The organism is Phaeocystidibacter marisrubri, from assembly GCF_008933165.1.
Classification (GTDB): Bacteria; Bacteroidota; Bacteroidia; order Flavobacteriales; family Schleiferiaceae; genus Phaeocystidibacter; species Phaeocystidibacter marisrubri.
Genome location: NZ_WBVQ01000002.1, coordinates 1,138,760 through 1,158,715, shown reverse-complemented (window position 1 = coordinate 1,158,715; position 19,956 = coordinate 1,138,760). Strand labels below are relative to the sequence as shown.

Sequence of the window (19,956 nt, the reverse complement as noted above, 5' to 3'; positions counted from 1 at the left end):
CTGAAATTAGAGTGGCTTATTCACAAAACACATCCTTATCAACATTACATGTGAATAGCTGTTGATAAACGTGGATAACAGGAACAAAACTTTTCCTTGTGTAATCCATTTTAAAAATCAATACACGCTTGGCTTTCACATGTGCAAATCAATTCACCCCTGACTTTTAGACTTTTCATCAACCAACAACTCATGGTTATTCACCGTTAATCACATGGAAAGATTTCAAAGTTCACCGTACCTTCACGATATTCACAATTGTGGACAGCATTCCTTACTATCTTGAAAATCAACTCTACATTCAATATCAACACCGTTAATAAACTGTGAGCAAAGTGCCAGATCACATAAATCCTATTCATCCTTCAAAAAGATATTCAGGCTATCAACAGGCTAATACTATATCCTTATTTCTTTTAAAAAGATCATTAATACTATTACTATTAACTGTTCATTACTTAGGATTCGCTCAAACAGAAAATTCGACGGATAGCCTCACCTTTGTCAAATATGAATTCGACAACGGGCAAATATCAAGTGAGGGCTATTTACGAAACGGAAATCCAGATGGCTACTGGAAGAGTTACTACCGAACAGGTCACCTAAAATCCGAAGGAAACCGCGAAAATTTCATGTTGAGCGGACCATGGAAGTTCTATGATGAAGACGGTCAAATTCAGTCGGTTATTCGATATGTGGCCGGAATGAAAGAGGGAACAAGAGAGTACTGGGCACCTGATTCTGTGCTGAAACGAGAAGTTTCCTATGTGGCAGATGAGATCAATGGAACCTCCACATATTACTATCCCAACCGAGATATTAAGAAGCTCATTCCCTTTGTTAACAACCGAGAAGAAGGCACCGGATATGAATTTGATACTACCGGCACCGTTACCACCATTCTCACATATCGCTCAGGAGTATTAACCAAGGAGCAAGAAATTAACAGGTACGATCGCTTCGGTCTGAAAAAAGGGACTTGGGTTGAGTTTTTCAACGATATGAATGTGCGCATTGAAGGTACGTACAAAGACGATTTAAAACACGGTTTCTGGAAATATTACAAGCGAAATGGTGATTTGATTCGCATTGAAAAATGGGTGATGGGAGTCTTGCAAGAAGATGAAGACAACACCACTTCCAAGATTGATTTGGTTAGAACGGTAGATCTGAACACAGGAAAGATTACTGCGATTGGAGGCTATCAAAACGGTCAAAAAAATGGTGTTCACAGACAGTTTGACGAAGATGGAAATATCATCTCAGCTGAACTCTGGCAGAACGATATTCTCTTAGCCGAGGGTTTGTACGACAATCAGGGAAGAAAGCAGGGAATTTGGAAATATTATTGGCCAGACGGAACGCTAAAAGCCACTGGAAAATACATCAACGATAGCAAGGATGGTGAGTGGAAATACTTCTTTGAAGATGGCACATTAGAACAAGTTGGAAAGTATATGTTCGATCAACTTGATGGTGTGTGGAGATGGTATTTCAAAGATGGTGAGTTGCGATTGGAACAAAACTTCTTTGAAGGATTAGCAGATGGTGATGTTGTTGAATACAACGATTCCAATGAAGTCATTGTACAAGGTCAGTATCTCGATGGATTGAAGACGGGCATTTGGAAATACTCAAGTCATGGCGTGCTGGAAACCGGCGAATATGTGCAAGGAGAACGCGAAGGTAGATGGACCATCACTTGGTTAGATTCTGGACAATTACGAGAAGAAGGAGATTACAGCAACGGTAAGAAAGAAGGTCTTCATGTCACCTATTACAACAATGGACAAATTGCGCGAAGAGGTCAGTATTCCAATGGACTAAAAGAAGGCGTTTGGGAACAATTTGCCACGAATGGTGCGCGCATCGTTACCATCACCTATTCAGCTGGAGAAGAAATCAAATACAATCGCACGGAACTCGACAATGGCCGACGATAAGAATACATTGGACTGGAAGCGCAAATCTCGAGAAGTTCAATATGACAATCCATGGATTACCGTCTATCACGATGAAGTGATAAATCCCAATGGTGGAGACGGAATTTATGGTGTAGTTCATTTTAAGAATTACGCTATTGGAATCTTACCCATTGATGAGAATGGCTATACTTGGCTGGTAGGACAAAAGCGCTATCCACTGGATAAATACACGTGGGAAATTCCAGAAGGTGGTGGATTGCGACATATAGATCCGCTTGAATCTGCCAAGCGAGAATTGCGTGAAGAAGTGGGATTAGAAGCCCGTGAGTGGAAGGAAATTCTCCGTTCAGACATCAGCAATAGTGCTACAGATGAGCAGTGCATTTTATATACCGCAAGGGATTTGAAGAAGGTTGAAATAGACCCAGACGAAACGGAAGTGCTTACCCTACTCCACTTACCACTTGCCGAAGCCATTGCCAAAGTTGATTCCGGAGAAATTACCGATAGTTTGAGTGTTATGGCTCTACTTTGGATGGATCGTTATATGTTGCGAAATAATGAGTGATAAGAAGCTTACTATAGCGGTTACAGGAGCGTCGGGATACATTGCGTCTTGGGTGGTGAAGAAGTTACTTCAACACGGATATACGGTCCACGCCACAGTGAGAAATGTAGAAGATTCAGAGAAACACGTGTATCTGTATCGCTTACAAGTAGCACATCCCGGTCAGTTAATGTTATTTGAAGCTGATTTATTAGTCGGTGGATTTGTTGAAGCCTTTGAGCACTGTGATACCGTAATTCACATGGCTTCCCCCTTTCTTATTTCGGGAATAAAAGATCCACAAAAACAATTGATTGACCCTGCTCTAGAAGGTACGCGAAACGTCTTGTCGGCCGTTAACAATACGCCTACAGTGACTCAGGTGGTATTGACAAGTAGTGTGGTTGCATTGTACAACGATGCCGTTGATATTTCGGAAGCAACCAACAAAGAATTCGACGATACGTGCTGGAATACAACCGCTTCAAAAGAGTACAGTCCGTATAATTATTCAAAAACCATCGCTGAAAAAGAAGCTTGGAAAATGAATAAGGCTCAATCGCGATGGACTCTTACGACAATTCATCCTGGATTTGTAATGGGACCCAGTTTAAATGGACGAAGTGATGGTGCCAGTACACAATTTATGATTCAGATGTTGCGCGGTGATTTTAGAATAGGCGCACCTGAATTTTACTTTGGAATTGTAGATGTTCGAGATGTAGCAGAAGCGCACATTCACGCCGTAGAAAGAGAGCATACACCTGGAAGATACATAGCGGTGAATGAAGTACTTTCCATGTTGCAAATCAGTGAGATTACACAGCGAGTCACTGAAAGTATAGACTACCCTCTCCCCTCGAACAAGTTATCCGCTTGGATGCTTTATCTATTTGGGCCGCTTCGCGGCATATCGTGGAAATTCATTACTCGCAACTACGGAAAACCCTTTGCATTTGATACTTCTAAGGCCAAAAGTGAATTGGGAGTTTGGTTCCGATCTACAGATGAAACGTTTCGCGATATGGTGCTTCAATTGGAGCGTGATAATCTGATCCGATAATCAGCGGAGCTTTAGCAATTCATTCCAGCGCAATTTTTCTGGTGTCCAATCCGCTTCTGGCCATCGTTGCATCCAAGCCATAAATTTCTTGTCCAAAGATTGAAGATGTCCTTCAAAGGCAGCGCCGGAAGTCTGACGAGGTTTGTGCCATAAAGCTTTTCTAAAGCCTTCATACGCTTTCATCATCTCCATAGTGTGGGAAGTAAAGAAAGTGTTGGAAAAATGCTCCCAGATGTATTCGATGGCTTCAGAGGAAGGATGTGTGAGGGAAGCATCATAGAATCGATAATCTCGCAAATCGTCCATCACCATCTCGTAAGAGGGATAATAGAGTGAATTGGATACGTGTTCCGTTAGGAGATGTGCCAATTCAATCAAGCGAGCCTTGCTTCTATTATTGTCTACCATTCCGCTGCGAAGGTGACGAACCGGACTCACCGTTAGTATGAAAACATTCTCGGGATTCTGCTCGTTCCACTTCTCCATTGCGTTTTGAAGTGCTTCAAACATCTCATCGATTTCTAACATTCTGAAATCAAAATGAGATTCGGGAAGTTGATGGCAGTTATTCACCACCTTGTTTTCTACAAACCAAGCCCATGCGGTTCCTAGACTCAAAATCGTCCATGTATAATCTCCTGTACTTGAAGAAGCCTCGGAGAGATCAGCATCTATTTTTTGAAGCGTAAGTGCGGCGGTAGAATCCGAATACGATCCGTGATGATCAAAGCTAAACCACTGTGAGTTTGCCTTTTCTAAATCTACTACATCATACGTTCTAGCAGTTCGAATGGCATTGAGCTGATCGGCTAAACTGAGTGGGTTGTACGTGGTTCCAAATGGGTTGTGGATCACGTTGAATTTAAAGGCATTGAGCTTTTCAACCATATGCTCTGCAAAGCAAGAGCCTAGGGATAGGATCAAATCGTCGTGGTCAATGGGACGCTCCGATTTTAGCGGGGGTATTTCCGTGCGAAATTTCACGAGATCAAAGATACATTATGGAGGGTTGGTTCCGTACTTTTGGTTTATGTCAACTCGAAGCACCAAGTTATTGAGGTTTGCATTCTGGCTAAACATCAGTTTTGCTACGATGGAATTGGTGGGTGGACTCCTCATTGGATCTTTGGCCATTTTGAGTGATGCTTTTCACGATTTTGGAGATTCTATTTCCTTGGGACTCGCTTGGTTTTTCCAACGACTGTCACAGAAGAAAAGCGACGATAAATTCTCCTTTGGGTACGCTCGGTTTTCCACACTCGGCGCATTGATCAACAGTGTGGTATTAATTGGCGGTAGTGCTTTTCTAATTTACAATGCCATCACTCATTTTGAGGGCCATCAAATGCCGATGACTGGTTGGATGATGGGCATTGCCATTTTGGGTGTGGTGGTGAATGGTGTGGCCTTTAAAACCCTTCACGCTGGAACTTCTCTCAATGAAAAGACAGCGGCATTGCACTTATTGGAAGATGTGATGGGTTGGGTGGCTGTTTTATTCGGAGCCATCGTTATGTATTTTACTGAATGGGCATGGATTGATCCAGCTCTTTCATTGGGTATAGCCCTGTGGATTGGGGTGAATGCTACTCGTCAATTCATCAAGACTTCAAAGGTGTTTTTACAACAAGTACCTTCAGATATAGATATGGATGAAGTTGTTGTGAAGTTGCAATCCGATCAAAGAGTTGCAGAAGTTCACAATGTTAGAATATGGTCACTGGACGGTGCGGATCATGTGGTGAGCATGCATGTTGTATTGAACTATGATGCACATCTATCAGAAGTGGATATCATTCGACAAGATCTAAAAGATGTACTCAAAGATTTAGGGTTGAATGAAGTGACTCTTCAATTCGAATCTCCTTTGTTTAAAGACCGTTCATTGGGTCACTGACAATGTCGATTCGCACCACATGTAGCCGCCCATGAATGCGGTTTTCCAGCCGCTTCAAATCCCATAGATTTCACAAGTCCCATTCCAGCATCGTAGAGTTGATATGAGGGAAATTTGGGGTCGGAATTGAAATCCATGTGAACGGTAACATCACCCAAATCTCTAATGAGTTCAGCCACTTCTAGTGAGCGTTGTACTTCGTTCCACAGTCGAGAAAAACGGTCTTTAAAACGGGGAACTTTTACGGTAGAATAGGCTTCCCATACCCCGTGGCCTACATCCCACAAGCAAACCACAGTACTGTATTTTACAATGGTTCCTCGTACTTGGGAATCGCTACCGATGTAGATTCTTCCCTTGGGATGTTCAGCGAGCCAGGCTTTCACGTATCGATGCAAATCGTCTACAACCATTCCCGCAGAGGTGCGAAAAAGGATAGAATCATCTATGGATAGGATGGCGGCAGATGCGTTCATGAAACGTAAATTAGCAATCTTTGGAAGCGTTCACAAGGTAGAGCCCGAGTGTAACGTCCATGTTATGAACAAGAAACGCACAAATTATATGAATCGTTCACTTCTCATTTTTGGCGCATTGGTAGGAATGGCGGCTTGTACTTCGGAGGATAAGAACACTTCGCTGGTGGGGTGTTGGACTCGCGACGATGGTAAGTCGATTGAGTGTTGGGAACAAAAAGGCGACACTTTAGAAGGCCACGGACTTCAGGTTATGCATGGAGACACGAGTGCTTTTGAAGACTTGAAACTCTACGAGAGAGAAGGTGTTCGCGTATATGCTACCCGTGTGGGACAAAATGCAGAATACATTGAATTTACAGAAACCGAACCTTGGGTTTTTGTAAATCCAGAACACGATTTTCCAAAGCGAATTGAGTACACTTTTGGTGAAAAGAATGACCTCTTGGTTCGCGTTGGTGAAGGGGAAGCGGCCTTTACTTGGCGCTTTGTTAAACCGGAATAAGACTACGGTCTTACTTCGTATTGATCCAATAAATACAACATTGAAGCCATGGATGCGCTGCCCAATTCTAGGGCGCGTGCATTGATGGTTTCAAAGGTGTCGGTAGGCGCGTGATGGTAGTCAAAATAACGCTGACTATCCGCTCTGTATCCTAGTAGGATGTTGTAATCATTGTTGAGCTGACCAATATCGGCTCCGCTGTATCCAACAGAGTACTCATTGAGGCTGTAAGGTTCGAGGTACCATCGGAGACTCTTTACAGCTTCCACCCCACTTTGCAGTGCTTGAATGCTGAATCCTCTTGGCACATCTCCTCCTCCATCGCTTTCTATTCCAATCACGTGATCTTCGTTCAAACTATCGGCCATTACTGCATAGGTTCGAGCGCCGTCCAATCCAAATTCCTCGTTCATAAACAAAACTACTCGGTGCGTCCGCTTAAACTCGTAGCCCGATTGAATCAAGAGGTAAATCGCTTCCATACTCTGCACAGCTCCTGCCCCATCGTCTTGTGCTCCTTCTGCTAAATCCCAAGAATCAAGATGTCCACCAGCAATGGCTATTTCACGGGGATAAGTTTTTCCTCTTACTTCGGCAATCACGTTGTAAGAAGTGGTTCTATCATACATTGTATTCGCCAGTTTTAACGTGATTTCCAATTCTGGATTCTCTCGAAGCGCACGTTGTAACCGGTCGGCGCTGAGGTAGCCCAATGCTGCGGCAGGAATGTTTCTGTAAGCACCGGAATATGTCATGCTACCCGTATGAGGGGCATCGTCTTTTTTTGTTGTTACTGATCGGATCACCACACCTAAAGCGCCATATTGACTCGCTTCAACGGCCCCTATAAAACGCTTTTTAACAGCCTCACCATAGGCCGAACCTGTGTTGATATAGGTTTGTCGCATCGGTGCACTAAAGAACACTATTTTCCCTTCAATATCTTCTCTCGAGTAGTTCTCTAGATCATCAACATCAGGAATTTCGATAACCTTAGCAGTTAGGCCTTCTCTTGCCGTGGGAGCAGTTCCGCCCAATCCACACATGGACAAAGCTTCCTTGCTCTCTGTAAAATAGCAACTCTCTTCACCGCGCTCCCAGTGAGGAACACTTACTTCTTGAAGATAAACGGTGTCAAAGCCCAAGGTATCCAATGTGGCTTTTGCCCAGCGTACGGCATTCTCAGCCCCTTCACTTCCAGCCAATCTAGGACCCACATCTTTACACAGCTCTTCTAGCCAGTTGTAGGCGTATTGACCTTCCAAAGCCCTGTCGTATACTCCTCGAATAAAAGCTTCGTGATGAGCGGTATCGGTAATATTCTGAGCAGATAATCCCGAAGAAAGTGCAACCGTAAAAAGAAGAGCAGTGTATTTCATATTGAAGGGATTTATCCGCCTACGGCGAGTTGCATTAAGTTACCGCACAGAATAGCACCATAGGTTCCCAGGGCATATCCCAACACGGCGAGAAGCACTCCTACTGGAGCTAGGGAAGGATGGAAAGCTGCCGCTACAACCGGAGCCGAAGCTGCCCCACCAATATTGGCTTTAGAACCCACCGCCAAGAAGAAGAATGGCGCGCGAATAATTTTGGCCACGATAAAGAGCAAAGCCACGTGAACAATCATCCAGAAGAGACCAACAAAGAACAATCCTGGGTTATCGGCAATTTCAAGAATATTCATCTTCATACCGATGCTGGCCACGAGAATGTATATGAATACACTTCCAATTTTAGAAGCACCTGCACCTTCTAGGTTTTTCACTTTGGTAAAGCTCAATGCCAATCCAATCGTGGTCGCAATAACGATGAGCCAGAAGAAACCTGAAGTAAGGCTAAACTTCGAAGCCCATTCAAATTGGCTCATAAAAGGAGCGATATAATCTGCGAGGAAATGAGAAAGTCCTACGGCTCCAAAGGCAATGCCCAAAATGAGCATCAAGTCGTTGAAAGTTGGGATTTTAGCAACGCTCAACGAGAAGTCATGCATCTTATTCTTGAGTGTTTCAACACTGCTTGAATCCGCTTTTAACCAACGATCAATTCCCTTTGATTTTCCCACCCCTAGAAGGAGGAAGGCCATCCATATTTCAGCGACAATCACATCAACCGTAATCATGGCGCCATAGAGCTTAGAGCTGATCAATCCAGCTTGACCCGTAACGGGATCTGTGCCAAACACCTCGTACATCGCAGCCTGATTGGCACCACCACCAATCCATGAACCTGCAATTGTAGTCATTCCTCGCCACACATTTCCGGCAACCACATCTGGAGCAATGCTGTCCATTACCAAGAGCGCAATGGGACCACCAATGACAACGCCCAATGTAGCCGTTCCAAACATGATGAGTGCTTTTGGACCAAGCTGTACCACTTCCTTCAGACTGATGCTGATGGTGAGCAGCACTAAACTGGCGGGCAACAAATAGCGCGATGCCATGAAGTAAAGTCGAGAAGTATGAATGAAGGGCTTCATCACACCACCTTCAATTTCGTTTTCTGCTACAAACTCTTTTAACTGACCAACTTTAGTAATTCCAGACACATCGTATCCCAGACCTGACAGTGCTTCTAGAGCTTTATCGAACTCAATCCACCCCGGACTAATTAAGCCCAAAGTATTGAGAACAGAGGGTAGAAAATAACAGAGTAAAAGAGCGGGAACGTACTTGAAAAACGTCTTAAAACTCGGGATGGTTGTCGCTTTAAAAATCAAGGCAAGGACACCCAGAAGGAGTCCAAGAACAACGGCATCGTTTGTAATAAACGGGGTTTTAGAAACTACGTCTGTCATAGTAGGTGATGTTTGAGAGCGGCAAGATAAGGGATAGTCTTTAGTCGCTTATGCCCTACTTTGGGATAACTGGATGATTAAGGGATGGGAGATGAAGGATGAGTTGTTGATCTACCTGCACTTACCAATCTAAATGAAAATCACTTGGATATTCCTTTTCGGAAAGGAGGTTTCCATGAATGTCGTATTCGCGCCAGATTCCAACTCTTCGCATAGAATTTTCTAAATATTCAAAATATTGAACTTCCATTAGTTGTCCCGATTCATTAAATTGAGAGGACTTGTAAACGGAGTGTTGAGAATCAAATGGGGTGAATAGTTCGAGGGTATCTCCAGCTTGGCTGTAAGCAATGCCGAACGTGAAGAAACCTGCACTATCTGCGATCTCCAAAGACTCTAACTGACCATTTTCATAGTAGAGCTCACTTCTCAAAGGAACGAGTTCATATTTCCAATAAAGCTTCTTACTCTTTAGTGCTCCAGATTCATAATAAGTGAACCACTCTCCTATTCTTCGATTATTGTGAAAGCTACCTCTAGAGGCAAGTTGACCATTTGAATAATAATTAGAGCTTTCCCCAACAATTTGTCCTTCTTCGTAATAAGCACGGTGTTTTTCAATACCGTTTTCAAACGAGTCTACCACTTCTCCATTGCAGAGACTTCCGTTGCAATAACGATAAGCAGGTCCACAGGTTCCTCTAAAAATCCAACCGTGAAATACTGGGAAAACCAAATTGGTATCAACATGACTGGTGTCTACCGGTTGTGCACTGAGCAGCCAGCTAAATAAAAGTCCCAATGAAAAGAGGGTTGATTTCATACGAGAGCGTTTGGGAAATGAAGATACTCAAATCCTCCGTTTTCTCGCTGTGTCGTGGATGCTAAGAGCATGAACCCGCTTCTCCCTGAATTCCGTGAGAACATTTCGATGAATTCCGTGAACGTGTTGATTTCTAGGTTCTTCAACTTTGAAGAGTTAATTAAAAACACCGTTTACTATGGAATTCATATTAACTCCTCAAGGCGATTTTCCCGATTCGCTAATCGATAGCTTGGCAAGAGAGGCAGAGGTCCTTTCCAACCTAAGTGCGGATCAATTGGAGAAGTTGATTGAGGCAAAATCCAACAATCCAGAAGCTCAATCCATCGTATCCAATTCGGCCGTTTCGGAGGCTATCTCTCAATCAAGTTTCATCGCCGAAGCAGTTCCAACCTCTTGGAGTTGGATCAAATGGTTACGCGAACAAGTCAGAAAGGTTTTCTGCGAGATGTCAGAGGAAATTCGAAACAAGTCGTGGAAAGAACTCATCAAAGAGATTTTGAAGAAGCTGGCAGAGAAGATTGGCAGTTTGAGTCAGTTTGTGATTGCCCTTGTTGTAGCCATTCTCACCCTTCTTGTGAAGCTAGGCGCAAACGCAGTTTGTCCTCTCTAAGAACCCATACCAACCCAACTAACCTAGTTCGACTTGCCTCTCTTCGCGATGGTTGAGGTTTGAAAATGCCCGATCATCCGAAGGGACAAGTCACATAACCAGGAGCATGCACAACAGCAATGCTCTGCAATACTAACTACCATGTCCGATCACAACGAGAAGATTCAGTCGATGATCCAACAGATCAAATCAAAATTTGAAGAAAGGGTCAATACGATCAAGCAAAGCGGCGCTAATCAAATTGAACAGATTGAGGATGATAATCCCGATCCGTCTACAGTAGAAGCCATTTTGATGATGGTTTTTGACGTGAAGTGGAAGACCACCTCCATCAAGTTTGATGTTCCCCAATTCTCCATGAAGTTGCAGTCCATCAAATTTGACGTTCCTGAAGTTCACATGAAGCTAAAGTCCTTCAAGTTTGACATTCCAAGAACGCGGATGGTTATCAAGTGTGTAGTTGGAAACCCGTTTGGTGGAGGATGCCTAGTCAAAACTAAAGTTCCGGAAGTCTACATGCACCGAGTTGAAATCAAAACGGATATTCCAGAGTTCCACTCCAAGCGCGTTGAAATCAAGCTTCACATACCAGAAGTGAGCATGGAAACGGTGGAAATCAAATTTGATTTACCCCAGTTCTACCTGAGATCATTGGATGATGTACTCGACAATCAAGAGCGCAACATTCAAGAGGTATCTAATGAGATGACCGCAGATTTAGCCCGGGCAGAAGGGGATATGAAAATCGAGATGAAGGAAGGATTGACGCATGAAATCGAGGTAATGTTCTCTCAGATGACCGATGAAGTGTTGGTCAAGCGAGACGAGGTTTCTGATCAATACGAAGCAGCCATTGCCAAAACGAAGGCGGCTATTATAGACCTCAAAAAGAACAACGCTACAGCTGAAGTGCAAAAGTTGGAATCAGAGTTAGGAGAAATCGTGACGGACTTTAAGCGGATCATGGATGACTTTGACAATTCCATTGTACTCATTCACGAGCAAAAGAATCAGACGCTCGCCTCTCTAGTCCTCTAGAAAGTCTGTGCAACAGGAAGGGTGAAACCGAGATTTATCGGGTAAAATGAATCTGGAATTAGCCCTTCATTTTTCTAACAGGTACAAATACACCATCTAATCCTACACAAATAGAGGTTGTTTTGATGCCTATATTTGAGTCTAACCTAATCTCTCGATCTATGAAACTCCTACAAACTCAACTTGGTTTATGGTCAGGATTGATATGCGCCATTTCGCTTGTGACATCCTGTGAGCAGAGTAATTCTACCATTGTAGAAAAGGAAACAAGGTCTACCCTAATGGGACCCCATATGGCGCCTTTAACGAACGCCACCATCGTTACGTACACCGATTTATTTGAACAGGCTTACATCGGAACTCCCGATGAGACGGGTAGCGATATCCAAGACGTAAACTTGGTTGAAGATCCAGAAGAACCCATTGTTCTTGCGTACAATGAAGCCGACCAAATCTTTGACTTTGGTGCATTAACTGTGAATTCTAATCACTCTTATATCCTGCATTACTTGCTTTTAGATGATGGCAGTGGCAAGAGTTATTTTACATATGCCATTACAAAGGGATACATTGATTCAACAGATGGTGTCAACGTCAGTCAAAAATTGAATGATGATGTGTACGGTTATTACTTAAAGAAAGTGACGGACGGGGTTACGCTTGATTCCATTTCCAATCAAAACGAGTTGGAAGGCCTGACGGCGAGTTACAGAACCAAGGTGAAGACTCGAGACACATATCCAGACACTCAGTACTATAGCGGGGTTCACATTCCTCATAGTTGTTTGTATTCCGCTGTGGAGGTATACTATTTCTACAAGGAGAATCCAAACATGTCGCAATTGGAACTGGAGTTCGGCGCAACAGCTATTCCCCTTCATTTAGATCACAACAAGTACTATGTTCAAACGCCCATTCTGATTTGGAAAGATTCCACAGGAGGAAGGAGACTTAACAATAGTACAGATCACAGCAAGCCCTATATGGACAAGGCCTTAGATGTTGGCCATATGTGTCCGCCTAACTGTTAATCATTCACGAGACATTACATTGATTTATTCCATCATCACAGCCATTCGTCTCCCAACATTCATTTGCTTGGGAGTTGGCTTATTCTATCTCTTTCGTGCGGCAAAGTGGCGTGAAATTGAGCGATGGATTGCCGTGATTATCTGGATCAACATAGGTGTTGATCTTGCGGGGAACACCTTGAGTAAATTCGATATAGAGTCTCAACAAATCTACAATGTAACAACGGTTCTGGAACAGGTTCTAACTCTTTGGGTATATTGGATTTATAGTCGTTATAGTGCCATGAAAAAGGTGCTGATAGCACTTGTGTTTACGCTTCCAATTTTGGCTCTTGCACAGTCTGCATTCAGGTCGTTTCAGCCCGTATTCAATATGGAGACCTTCGTTTTATCGGGGATAATTGTTGCCGTCTGTTCCTACTTCGTTTTGAGAAATGAGGTGTTGAACCAGCAGCAGCACAACAAGTTGATCTTCTTTGCTATGGCCAATTTGTTATACTATACCCTTATGGTTTCCTCTATGAGCGCGCTCCCTTTAGCGTATTCCATCTCTAAAGATTTCGGAGTGAAAATTAAGTACCTTAATGACGGTGCATATGCATTGTGGTCAATTACACTGCTAATCGGACTTTTATGGCACCCGAAAAAAACTACATAACCTTTATTGTTGTCGTCTCTACCATTTTGGTTCTGTTGCTAGTGGCAATGGTCATTGATGTGATGCTACTTTACAGAAACAGGAAGAAGCTTTCGGAAAGGGAGCTACAACTCAAACAAAGTCAGATTGATGATTTGTTACAGAAACATGAAATTGACAGCGTTAACGCCTTATTGAAGGGACAGAACGATGAAAGAAAACGAATAGCGCAAGAACTGCACGACCGATTGGGAAGCTTGCTATTCACCGCAAAACTCCATTATTCAAAAGTTCAAAAGGCCGTGGTAGACCTTCAAGAGAAGCAAGAAAAGGCTTCCGTTGAGGTAAATAAACTTCTGGATGAAGCGGTGGATGAGGTCAGGAGAATTTCGCATGACCTCTACGAGAGCTCACTGGTCAAATTTGGATTTAATACTGCGCTCACACAACTGGTAGGGGTGATCGAAACGTCTAACCCACTGAGTATTCATCTTCAATTGGCCAAAATCGATTTCAGCGCTATTCAAACCGCAGAAATTGAATGGTATAGAATTGTACAGGAGTTACTGTCCAATACATTGAAACATGCCGATGCAACCAAAGTGACCATTTCCACCGTTGAGGATTCCGACTCTATCTCACTGCTGTACAAAGACGATGGAAGGGGTACCGACTTGACGAGCACGGCAAATGCTAGTGGCTTAGGGATGAAAACCATTCGATCTAGAGCCACAAGTATAGGAGCAGAGCTTCACATGAAATCCTCGAAAGGCAATGGATTTGAAGTACAAATTATTCTCTTGAAAGATGAAGCCATTTAAGCTGAGCATTGTAGACGATCACCCGCCAATCATTGACGGGTTGATTAGCGTTTTGGAAGATCACGAAGACATTCAGATTCTTCAAACCGCTAACAGTGGAGAGTCTATGCTGAGTGCATTGGTCGGTGAACAACCAGACGTTATCATCCTAGACTATTCGCTGGGTAAAGGTGGGTTGATGAACGGGTTAGAAACGGCCCGCGAGATTAAGCGTAGATATCCTGAAATTGTGATCTTGATGCTCACCATGCACGATAATGCAGAGCATATTGTCTCTTGTGTTGAAGCAGGTGTAGAGGGTTATATGTTGAAGAGTGAATCGTCTTTTGATATCTATGCTGCACTTGTAGAACTGCGCACAAGAGGCAGTTATTTTAGTCCGTCTATTGCTTCTCAATTGGTTCGAAATATTCGAAACCTGCAGGAGGACAAGATAGTCCTAACCGAGCGGGAAAGGGACGTTCTCGAATCGCTGTTTGTAGGAATGTCTACCAAAGAGATTGCTGAAAAACTGTGCATCAGTCACAATACGGTTGAAACCCACCGCAAGAATCTCCTCTCTAAATTTGAAGCGAAGAACAGTTTGCACTTGATTTATTTGGCACTCGAGAAAGGCATGCTTCGTTTGAAGTAATTCTAAAGTAGATCACTTCTCCATGATTTTTTGAAAAGCCGCTTTGCCGCTTTCGCTAAACCCTCCAAACTTCATATTGGGAGAAAACGGATAAGCGCGAGTCATTCCACAGCCTTCATCACAAACGAAGATTTTCCCAACAACTTCACCGCGAGCATCATAGAAGCGAAAGATGTAATCAGCCTCATCATTGTTCCAAGTGGTTTCTCCCCAGTCGAAATGGTCCGGATTGTTGAAGAATTCTACAATCTCAGTGACTTTGTCTTCTGGAAATGAATGAGCATTAAGTCGACTAATCACGAATTGATTGGGGAAGAGGATTACTTCCTTAGTAGGTACACGAGGAAAGCTCAGTTTTGGGTTGTTGAAGTTGTTTTGAAAGGCTTGAATTCGGTCTATAGAAAGCCCGTCGGGATACAGCATATCCCACTCTTCGATAGGTATGTTAACCGAGTAGATCACATGGCGATCAGCATAGTCCAAAACGACAATGAGGCCTATGAGAACAAATGCAAGAGTGGAGTAAACGATCTTTTTCCAGTGTTTTCGCATTCGGTTTATTGGGTTATCAAAACACCATTTTGGTACTCTTCTTCCAGAATTAGAGCACCCGTGTTATCATAGTACTGTACTTTCCCATGTTGCTTGTCATTCAACATGTTGGTTCTCACTCGCACTGTTTTTCTATCGCCATAGTAGGTTATGTCCTCGCCGTTCTTTGCGCCATTGGCCATCTGAAAGGTACGGTAGAATGTACCGCCATCATCATAAGCGGTCCACAGGCCAGTTTCAACGTCATTTCTATATTGACCTTCTACGAAGATCACAGCTTCTGGTGAAACGTGTTTTTCCTTGTATGACCCTTCGCGTCTACCGCTCACAAAAGTGTACTGCTGGTAATTGGAGCCGTTGTAAAAGGTCCATACGCCAACCATAGTATCAGCTTTGTACTCCCCCTTGGAAACCAATCTGCCCATGGCATCATAACTTCGTTCTTCACCGTATTTATCCCCATCGCGATAAATGGAAACCTCTTTCAATTTTCCGTTGTCGTGCCAATACCTGAGGGTGTCTTCCATGAGTCCCGCCACTTCCGTCCATTCCGCTGTTTTTACACCGTCTTGATTGTATTTACGACAAATGCCTTCCGACAAATCGTTTACAAAATGACCAGAGCTTTCTACTTGTCCATTTTCATAATAGGTGATCCGTTCAAAAGTGCCTTTCTCCCAACTGTCGGGATAGATGCGCACAGACTTCACCTGACCATTGTCGTAACGAGAAATTACTTCTTCTAGATTGAGGACACGTGGCTCTCTAGGTTCCGGTTCTGGAACCGAGGGTGATTTCACTTCTGGTTCATTTCCACAGCCTATAAGAATTAACAGAGAGACGACCGGGGTTAAGAGAGTGAGCTTCATGAAGGAGTTTAAAGTGGGGTGCTAAGATAGGTAATAGAGACCTTCAGGTATGTTGAATTAAACCCTCATAATGAGGCTGATTTGTGTTATAAGCCTCTACAATTAGATATTTCATCGGTGCAAAAAGACCACAACGAAGTTGAAGCAGGGAGATCAAAAGCTCAACCATAAACGGCCAAGGGATGATAACTCTGCAGAAGAACAGCAAGCTTAGAGCGATGCTGATTTCACTCACTACCAAAAAAAAAGCCGACCCAAAGGCCGGCTTTCCCCTTAATAACCCTCTGAATGATTACAGAGAATCACTTACAAACCGCAGGGCTACCACTCCCACACGGTTTCTTTTTGCTTTACGAGTTACCGTAAAGGTTTGATTCACCCCCATCAATGGCGAGTGTTTGACCATTTACATAGCCATTCTCTTCGCTTAAGAGGAAGGAAACGACACTTGCCACTTGTTTTGGCAATCCAAGTTTGCGAGTTGGGTTGCGCTGTGCGTATTCCGTTTCTGCTGCTTTTGGATCGTCGGGGTTAACCTGTTTAAACGCTTCGGCAACCATTGGAGTTAAAATGGCACCGGGTGCAATGGCATTGGTAAGGATGCCGTCTTTACCGTATTCAATAGCCGCGTTTTTGGTCATACCACTCACCGCGTGCTTGGTTGCTACGTAAGGGGTTTGGTTGATTACACCGCGAATACCTCCCACAGAGGCCACGTTTACAATTCTACCGAAACCCTGTTTTTGCATCACTGGAAGGACGTAACGCATGCCGTAGTAAACACCCATCAAATTGATGTCCACCACCTTCTTGAAGACCTCTAAATCGTACTCTACCAACGAGGCTTGTTTACCTTCAATGCCCGCATTGTTGTAGAAGCCGTCGATTCGACCAAAAACCTCTACGGTTTTGTCCACGTAACCCGCAACCGCTTCTTCCTTTGAAACATCTGCAGTTACAGTGAGCACTTCCGTTCCGTAAGTGTCTCTAATCGACTTTGCCGTGGCTTCAAGCTCTTCCTCGTTGTAGTCTACCAACGATAATTTAGCACCTTGATTCGCTAGATATTCTGCGGCAGCTTGGCCTAAGCCCATCGCTGCTCCTGTGATTATAATGACTTTATCTTTCATAAATATGATTTGAATTGATGTTTAAACAACAGTGTGGGTGGGGAATAGTTTTCGAGATATTTCACTTCTACACCGAGCTTTTCATTTAAGCCTCAATTCGAGTCTAAAATTGCGAGATGAATAGATAAACAAGTAGCACAATATTCCCAGGATTTTGGGTGTCAGACACCCGTCATCTGACACCCAACACCTGTCACCCGTCACCCAAACCTATCCTCATCCTCAATGCAGGTCAAAGCGGTCGGCTTCCATCACTTTCACCCATGCAGAGACGAAGTCTTTTACAAACTTTTCTTCTGCATCGCTACTTGCATATACTTCAGCGAGTGCGCGAAGCTCAGAGTTGGATCCGAAGATTAAATCTGCTCGTGAAGCGGTCCACTTAACCTCTCCGCTTGAACGGTCCACTCCTTCAAACAACTTGCGAGAATCATCTGCAGCTCTCCACTGAGTGGACATATCGAGGAGATTCACGAAGAAACGATTGTTCAATTGCCCTGGAGTAGGGGTTAGAATACCGAGATTAGAACCGTCGTAGTTGGCTCCAAGTGCGCGCATGCCTCCCACCAATATGGTCATTTCTGGAGGGGTAAGGCCCAACAGTTGTGCCTTGTCTACCAGCAATTGCTCAGTGGTTAACGTATAGTCCGCACCTTCGTAATTGCGGAATCCATCAGCCATAGGCTCTAGCATGCGGAAAGACTCAACGTCGGTTTGATCTTGAGTGGCATCCATTCTTCCGGGTGTGAAAGGAACAGTAACATCATGACCGGCCTTTTTCGCGGCATTTTCTATAGCGGCAGACCCTGCAAGTACAATGAGGTCGGCTATAGACACCTTCATTTCGCTATGGCTGTTGTTGAAGTCGTTTTGAATCGCTTCTAGTTTGGTCAGTACTTTGGCGAGTTGTTCTGGATTATTGCTTTCCCAACTCACTTGGGGTTCTAGTCGAATGCGGGCACCATTGGCACCTCCTCTTCGGTCAGATTCGCGGTATGTAGCGGCAGAAGCCCAGGCAGTAGATACCAGTTCCTGAGTGCTGAGACCTGAGTTTAAAATTTGCTGTTTTAGCGCGGCAATTTCACGAGCTCCTACAACCTTGTGGTTCAACGCTGGAATAGGATCTTGCCAAATAAATTCTTCTTTTGGAATTTCAGGTCCTAGGTAAGTGGTACTCGGACCCATATCGCGGTGTGTAAGTTTGAACCATGCGCGGGCAAAGGCTTTTTCAAATTCCGCTGGATTCTCCATGAATCGACGAGAGATTTTTGCAAACCCTGTGTCCTCTCTCAACGATAAATCGGTGGTAAACATGGTTGGGTTTCTAGGTGCGCCTCCAAAGGCATCTGGAACTTGGAAAACAGGGTTTTCTTTTGCCTCCCATTGGTGACCTCCACCCGGACTTTCAACCAATTCCCATTCATTGTTGAACAGGCTCACAAAGAACATGTGACTCCATTGAGCTGGGGTAGGTGTCCATGTTACTTCTAGTCCAGAAGTAATAGCGTCGGGTCCTTTACCAGATTTATAGTCGCTTTCCCAACCGAAGCCTTGTGCTTCAATAGGCGCTCCTTCGGGAGCTGCGCCGAGGTGAGCGCCAGGAGCTGCACCGTGAGATTTACCGAAACTATGTCCGCCCGCAATAAGCGCAACCGTTTCTTCATCATTCATGCCCATACGTCCAAAAGTTGCACGGATGTCTGCTGCTGCTGCCACTGGGTCTGGTTTGCCTCCCGGACCTTCTGGATTCACGTAAATGAGTCCCATCTGAACGGCGGCTAGTGGTCGCTCCAGTTCGCGTTGGTCATCGTATCGCATATTGTCTTCCAACCATTCACTTTCGGCACCCCAATAAACGTTGCTCGCGGGCTCCCAAACATCAACGCGACCTCCAGCAAATCCAATGGTTTTGAAACCCATGTCCTCCATGGCTACGTTTCCGGCCAAGATCATAAGGTCGGCCCAAGAGATTTTACGACCGTACTTTTGCTTCACGGGCCACAGAAGGCGTCGTGCTTTATCTAGGTTGGCATTGTCTGGCCAGGAGTTAAGCGGGGCAAATCGCTGCTGACCCTCGCGTGATCCTCCTCTTCCGTCAGCCGTTCTGTATGTGCCAGCGCTGTGCCACGCCATGCGGATGAAGAAAGGACCGTAATGACCAAAGTCTGCGGGCCACCAATCTTGAGAATCGGTCAACACTCCGCGAATGTCTTCTTTTAAGGCATTGTAGTCTAGGCTGTTGAAGGCTTCCGAATAGCTGAATGATTCTCCCATGGGGTCTGAGAGTTCAGAATTCTGGCGAAGTACACTTAAATCGAGTTGGTTGGGCCACCAGTCGCTGTTGGTTGGACCTTCATTTGCCAAAGTGGCTCCAGTAGAATGACCACCAAAACCCAATGGACAACCTCCTCCTGATTTGCTTTCAGTGTGCTGTTCTTCTGTCCCACTGCAGCCAGCTAAAAGTGCGCTAGATGCTACGATAGCTAGTAGTACGTTTCTCATGTCGTGAAGATTAAGTTACTCACCTTCTGGTGATTGTAGGATTCACCCATATTTTGGATGCTACAAATTTCTTATGTATTCAGTAGATGAGAT

Annotated in this window: 20 protein-coding genes and 1 pseudogene; 12 read left to right on the top strand and 9 right to left on the bottom strand. The window is 44.2% G+C overall.

Annotated features, from left to right (window positions below; genetic code table 11):
• Positions 1–326 precede the first annotated feature (326 nt).
• The 4 genes and pseudogenes from F8C82_RS15010 to F8C82_RS12495 form a co-directional block, all read left to right on the top strand.
• Positions 327–626 (top strand): annotated as a pseudogene (locus F8C82_RS15010) (hypothetical protein); the annotation flags it as partial.
• A 6-nt stretch (positions 627–632) separates the two neighbouring features.
• The gene (locus F8C82_RS12505) at positions 633–1,943 is read left to right on the top strand and encodes a toxin-antitoxin system YwqK family antitoxin (RefSeq protein ID WP_223279576.1); all 1,311 of its coding nucleotides are present in this window, start codon (positions 633–635) and stop codon (positions 1,941–1,943) included.
• Positions 1,930–2,493 carry an NUDIX domain-containing protein gene (locus tag F8C82_RS12500; protein ID WP_151693925.1) on the top strand — a complete coding sequence of 188 codons (564 nt, stop codon included), beginning with the start codon at positions 1,930–1,932 and terminating at the stop codon, positions 2,491–2,493. Before F8C82_RS12505 ends, F8C82_RS12500 begins: the two co-directional genes overlap by 14 nt.
• Positions 2,486–3,535 (top strand): NAD-dependent epimerase/dehydratase family protein, encoded by a 1,050-nt coding sequence (locus tag F8C82_RS12495; RefSeq protein ID WP_151693924.1) that lies wholly within the window; start codon positions 2,486–2,488, stop codon positions 3,533–3,535. Before F8C82_RS12500 ends, F8C82_RS12495 begins: the two co-directional genes overlap by 8 nt.
• On the opposite strand, the gene F8C82_RS12490 is transcribed toward F8C82_RS12495, so the two are convergent.
• Complete coding sequence (locus F8C82_RS12490) at positions 3,536–4,519, bottom strand: GSCFA domain-containing protein (RefSeq protein WP_151693923.1); 984 nt, start codon at positions 4,517–4,519, stop codon at positions 3,536–3,538.
• A 46-nt stretch (positions 4,520–4,565) separates the two neighbouring features.
• Between F8C82_RS12490 and F8C82_RS12485 the strand changes: the two genes are divergently transcribed.
• The gene (locus F8C82_RS12485) at positions 4,566–5,432 is read left to right on the top strand and encodes a cation diffusion facilitator family transporter (protein WP_170266255.1); all 867 of its coding nucleotides are present in this window, start codon (positions 4,566–4,568) and stop codon (positions 5,430–5,432) included.
• Here the strand turns inward: F8C82_RS12485 and F8C82_RS12480 are convergent.
• Positions 5,426–5,908, bottom strand: coding sequence for a ribonuclease H-like YkuK family protein (locus F8C82_RS12480; protein ID WP_151693921.1), 483 nt, complete (start codon positions 5,906–5,908; stop codon positions 5,426–5,428). The two genes, F8C82_RS12485 and F8C82_RS12480, sit on opposite strands and share 7 nt — an antisense overlap.
• A gap of 64 nt (positions 5,909–5,972) precedes the next feature.
• Between F8C82_RS12480 and F8C82_RS12475 the strand changes: the two genes are divergently transcribed.
• The gene (locus tag F8C82_RS12475) at positions 5,973–6,413 is read left to right on the top strand and encodes a DUF6265 family protein (RefSeq protein WP_151693920.1); all 441 of its coding nucleotides are present in this window, start codon (positions 5,973–5,975) and stop codon (positions 6,411–6,413) included.
• 2 nt (positions 6,414–6,415) lie between these two features.
• Here the strand turns inward: F8C82_RS12475 and F8C82_RS12470 are convergent, their stop codons facing one another.
• The 3 genes from F8C82_RS12470 to F8C82_RS12460 all read right to left on the bottom strand — a co-directional run bounded on the left by F8C82_RS12470 (position 6,416) and on the right by F8C82_RS12460 (position 10,036).
• Entirely contained in the window at positions 6,416–7,792 is a 1,377-nt protein-coding gene (locus F8C82_RS12470; protein ID WP_151693919.1) for a M28 family peptidase, read from the bottom strand.
• Positions 7,793–7,803: 11 nt separating this feature from the next.
• Positions 7,804–9,213: a DUF819 family protein gene (locus tag F8C82_RS12465; protein ID WP_151693918.1), complete on the bottom strand. Its 1,410-nt coding sequence runs from the start codon at positions 9,211–9,213 to the stop codon at positions 7,804–7,806.
• A gap of 121 nt (positions 9,214–9,334) precedes the next feature.
• Positions 9,335–10,036, bottom strand: a complete 702-nt coding sequence (locus F8C82_RS12460; RefSeq protein WP_151693917.1) for a toxin-antitoxin system YwqK family antitoxin — start codon at positions 10,034–10,036, stop codon at positions 9,335–9,337.
• Between the two features lie 178 nt (positions 10,037–10,214).
• On the opposite strand from F8C82_RS12460, the gene F8C82_RS12455 reads away from it, so the two are divergent.
• From F8C82_RS12455 to F8C82_RS12430, 6 genes are all read left to right on the top strand, one after another.
• Complete coding sequence (locus tag F8C82_RS12455; RefSeq protein WP_151693916.1) at positions 10,215–10,649, top strand: hypothetical protein; 435 nt, start codon at positions 10,215–10,217, stop codon at positions 10,647–10,649.
• A gap of 141 nt (positions 10,650–10,790) precedes the next feature.
• On the top strand, positions 10,791–11,687 hold the full coding sequence (locus F8C82_RS12450; RefSeq protein WP_151693915.1) for a hypothetical protein: 897 nt from the start codon (positions 10,791–10,793) through the stop codon (positions 11,685–11,687).
• Positions 11,688–11,848: 161 nt separating this feature from the next.
• On the top strand, positions 11,849–12,718 hold the full coding sequence (locus F8C82_RS12445; RefSeq protein ID WP_151693914.1) for a hypothetical protein: 870 nt from the start codon (positions 11,849–11,851) through the stop codon (positions 12,716–12,718).
• A 67-nt stretch (positions 12,719–12,785) separates the two neighbouring features.
• The gene (locus F8C82_RS12440; RefSeq protein ID WP_170266254.1) at positions 12,786–13,376 is read left to right on the top strand and encodes a hypothetical protein; all 591 of its coding nucleotides are present in this window, start codon (positions 12,786–12,788) and stop codon (positions 13,374–13,376) included.
• Complete coding sequence (locus F8C82_RS12435; protein WP_151693912.1) at positions 13,352–14,176, top strand: sensor histidine kinase; 825 nt, start codon at positions 13,352–13,354, stop codon at positions 14,174–14,176. Before F8C82_RS12440 ends, F8C82_RS12435 begins: the two co-directional genes overlap by 25 nt.
• Complete coding sequence (locus F8C82_RS12430; RefSeq protein ID WP_151693911.1) at positions 14,163–14,810, top strand: response regulator; 648 nt, start codon at positions 14,163–14,165, stop codon at positions 14,808–14,810. Before F8C82_RS12435 ends, F8C82_RS12430 begins: the two co-directional genes overlap by 14 nt.
• Positions 14,811–14,822: 12 nt before the next feature.
• Here F8C82_RS12430 and F8C82_RS12425 read toward each other — a convergent pair whose 3' ends face one another.
• The 4 genes from F8C82_RS12425 to katG form a co-directional block, all read right to left on the bottom strand.
• On the bottom strand, positions 14,823–15,362 hold the full coding sequence (locus tag F8C82_RS12425; protein WP_151693910.1) for a hypothetical protein: 540 nt from the start codon (positions 15,360–15,362) through the stop codon (positions 14,823–14,825).
• Between the two features lie 5 nt (positions 15,363–15,367).
• Positions 15,368–16,231 carry a toxin-antitoxin system YwqK family antitoxin gene (locus F8C82_RS12420; protein WP_151693909.1) on the bottom strand — a complete coding sequence of 288 codons (864 nt, stop codon included), beginning with the start codon at positions 16,229–16,231 and terminating at the stop codon, positions 15,368–15,370.
• Positions 16,232–16,581: 350 nt separating this feature from the next.
• Positions 16,582–17,361, bottom strand: a complete 780-nt coding sequence (locus F8C82_RS12415; protein ID WP_188477391.1) for an SDR family oxidoreductase — start codon at positions 17,359–17,361, stop codon at positions 16,582–16,584.
• 222 nt (positions 17,362–17,583) lie between these two features.
• Entirely contained in the window at positions 17,584–19,863 is a 2,280-nt protein-coding gene (gene katG, locus F8C82_RS12410) for a catalase/peroxidase HPI (RefSeq protein WP_151693907.1), read from the bottom strand.
• Between the last annotated feature and the right edge of the window lie 93 nt (positions 19,864–19,956).

Coding starts and splice junctions, on each gene's coding strand:
- F8C82_RS12505 (WP_223279576.1), top strand. CDS start 633: ATGTTGAGCGGACCATGGAAGTTCTATGATGAAGACGGTCAAATTCAG.
- F8C82_RS12500 (WP_151693925.1), top strand. CDS start 1,930: ATGGCCGACGATAAGAATACATTGGACTGGAAGCGCAAATCTCGAGAA.
- F8C82_RS12495 (WP_151693924.1), top strand. CDS start 2,486: ATGAGTGATAAGAAGCTTACTATAGCGGTTACAGGAGCGTCGGGATAC.
- F8C82_RS12485 (WP_170266255.1), top strand. CDS start 4,566: ATGTCAACTCGAAGCACCAAGTTATTGAGGTTTGCATTCTGGCTAAAC.
- F8C82_RS12480 (WP_151693921.1), bottom strand. CDS start 5,908: ATGAACGCATCTGCCGCCATCCTATCCATAGATGATTCTATCCTTTTT.
- F8C82_RS12475 (WP_151693920.1), top strand. CDS start 5,973: ATGAACAAGAAACGCACAAATTATATGAATCGTTCACTTCTCATTTTT.
- F8C82_RS12470 (WP_151693919.1), bottom strand. CDS start 7,792: ATGAAATACACTGCTCTTCTTTTTACGGTTGCACTTTCTTCGGGATTA.
- F8C82_RS12465 (WP_151693918.1), bottom strand. CDS start 9,213: ATGACAGACGTAGTTTCTAAAACCCCGTTTATTACAAACGATGCCGTT.
- F8C82_RS12460 (WP_151693917.1), bottom strand. CDS start 10,036: ATGAAATCAACCCTCTTTTCATTGGGACTTTTATTTAGCTGGCTGCTC.
- F8C82_RS12455 (WP_151693916.1), top strand. CDS start 10,215: ATGGAATTCATATTAACTCCTCAAGGCGATTTTCCCGATTCGCTAATC.
- F8C82_RS12450 (WP_151693915.1), top strand. CDS start 10,791: ATGTCCGATCACAACGAGAAGATTCAGTCGATGATCCAACAGATCAAA.
- F8C82_RS12445 (WP_151693914.1), top strand. CDS start 11,849: ATGAAACTCCTACAAACTCAACTTGGTTTATGGTCAGGATTGATATGC.
- F8C82_RS12435 (WP_151693912.1), top strand. CDS start 13,352: ATGGCACCCGAAAAAAACTACATAACCTTTATTGTTGTCGTCTCTACC.
- F8C82_RS12430 (WP_151693911.1), top strand. CDS start 14,163: ATGAAGCCATTTAAGCTGAGCATTGTAGACGATCACCCGCCAATCATT.
- F8C82_RS12425 (WP_151693910.1), bottom strand. CDS start 15,362: ATGCGAAAACACTGGAAAAAGATCGTTTACTCCACTCTTGCATTTGTT.
- F8C82_RS12420 (WP_151693909.1), bottom strand. CDS start 16,231: ATGAAGCTCACTCTCTTAACCCCGGTCGTCTCTCTGTTAATTCTTATA.
- F8C82_RS12415 (WP_188477391.1), bottom strand. CDS start 17,361: ATGAAAGATAAAGTCATTATAATCACAGGAGCAGCGATGGGCTTAGGC.
- katG (WP_151693907.1), bottom strand. CDS start 19,863: ATGAGAAACGTACTACTAGCTATCGTAGCATCTAGCGCACTTTTAGCT.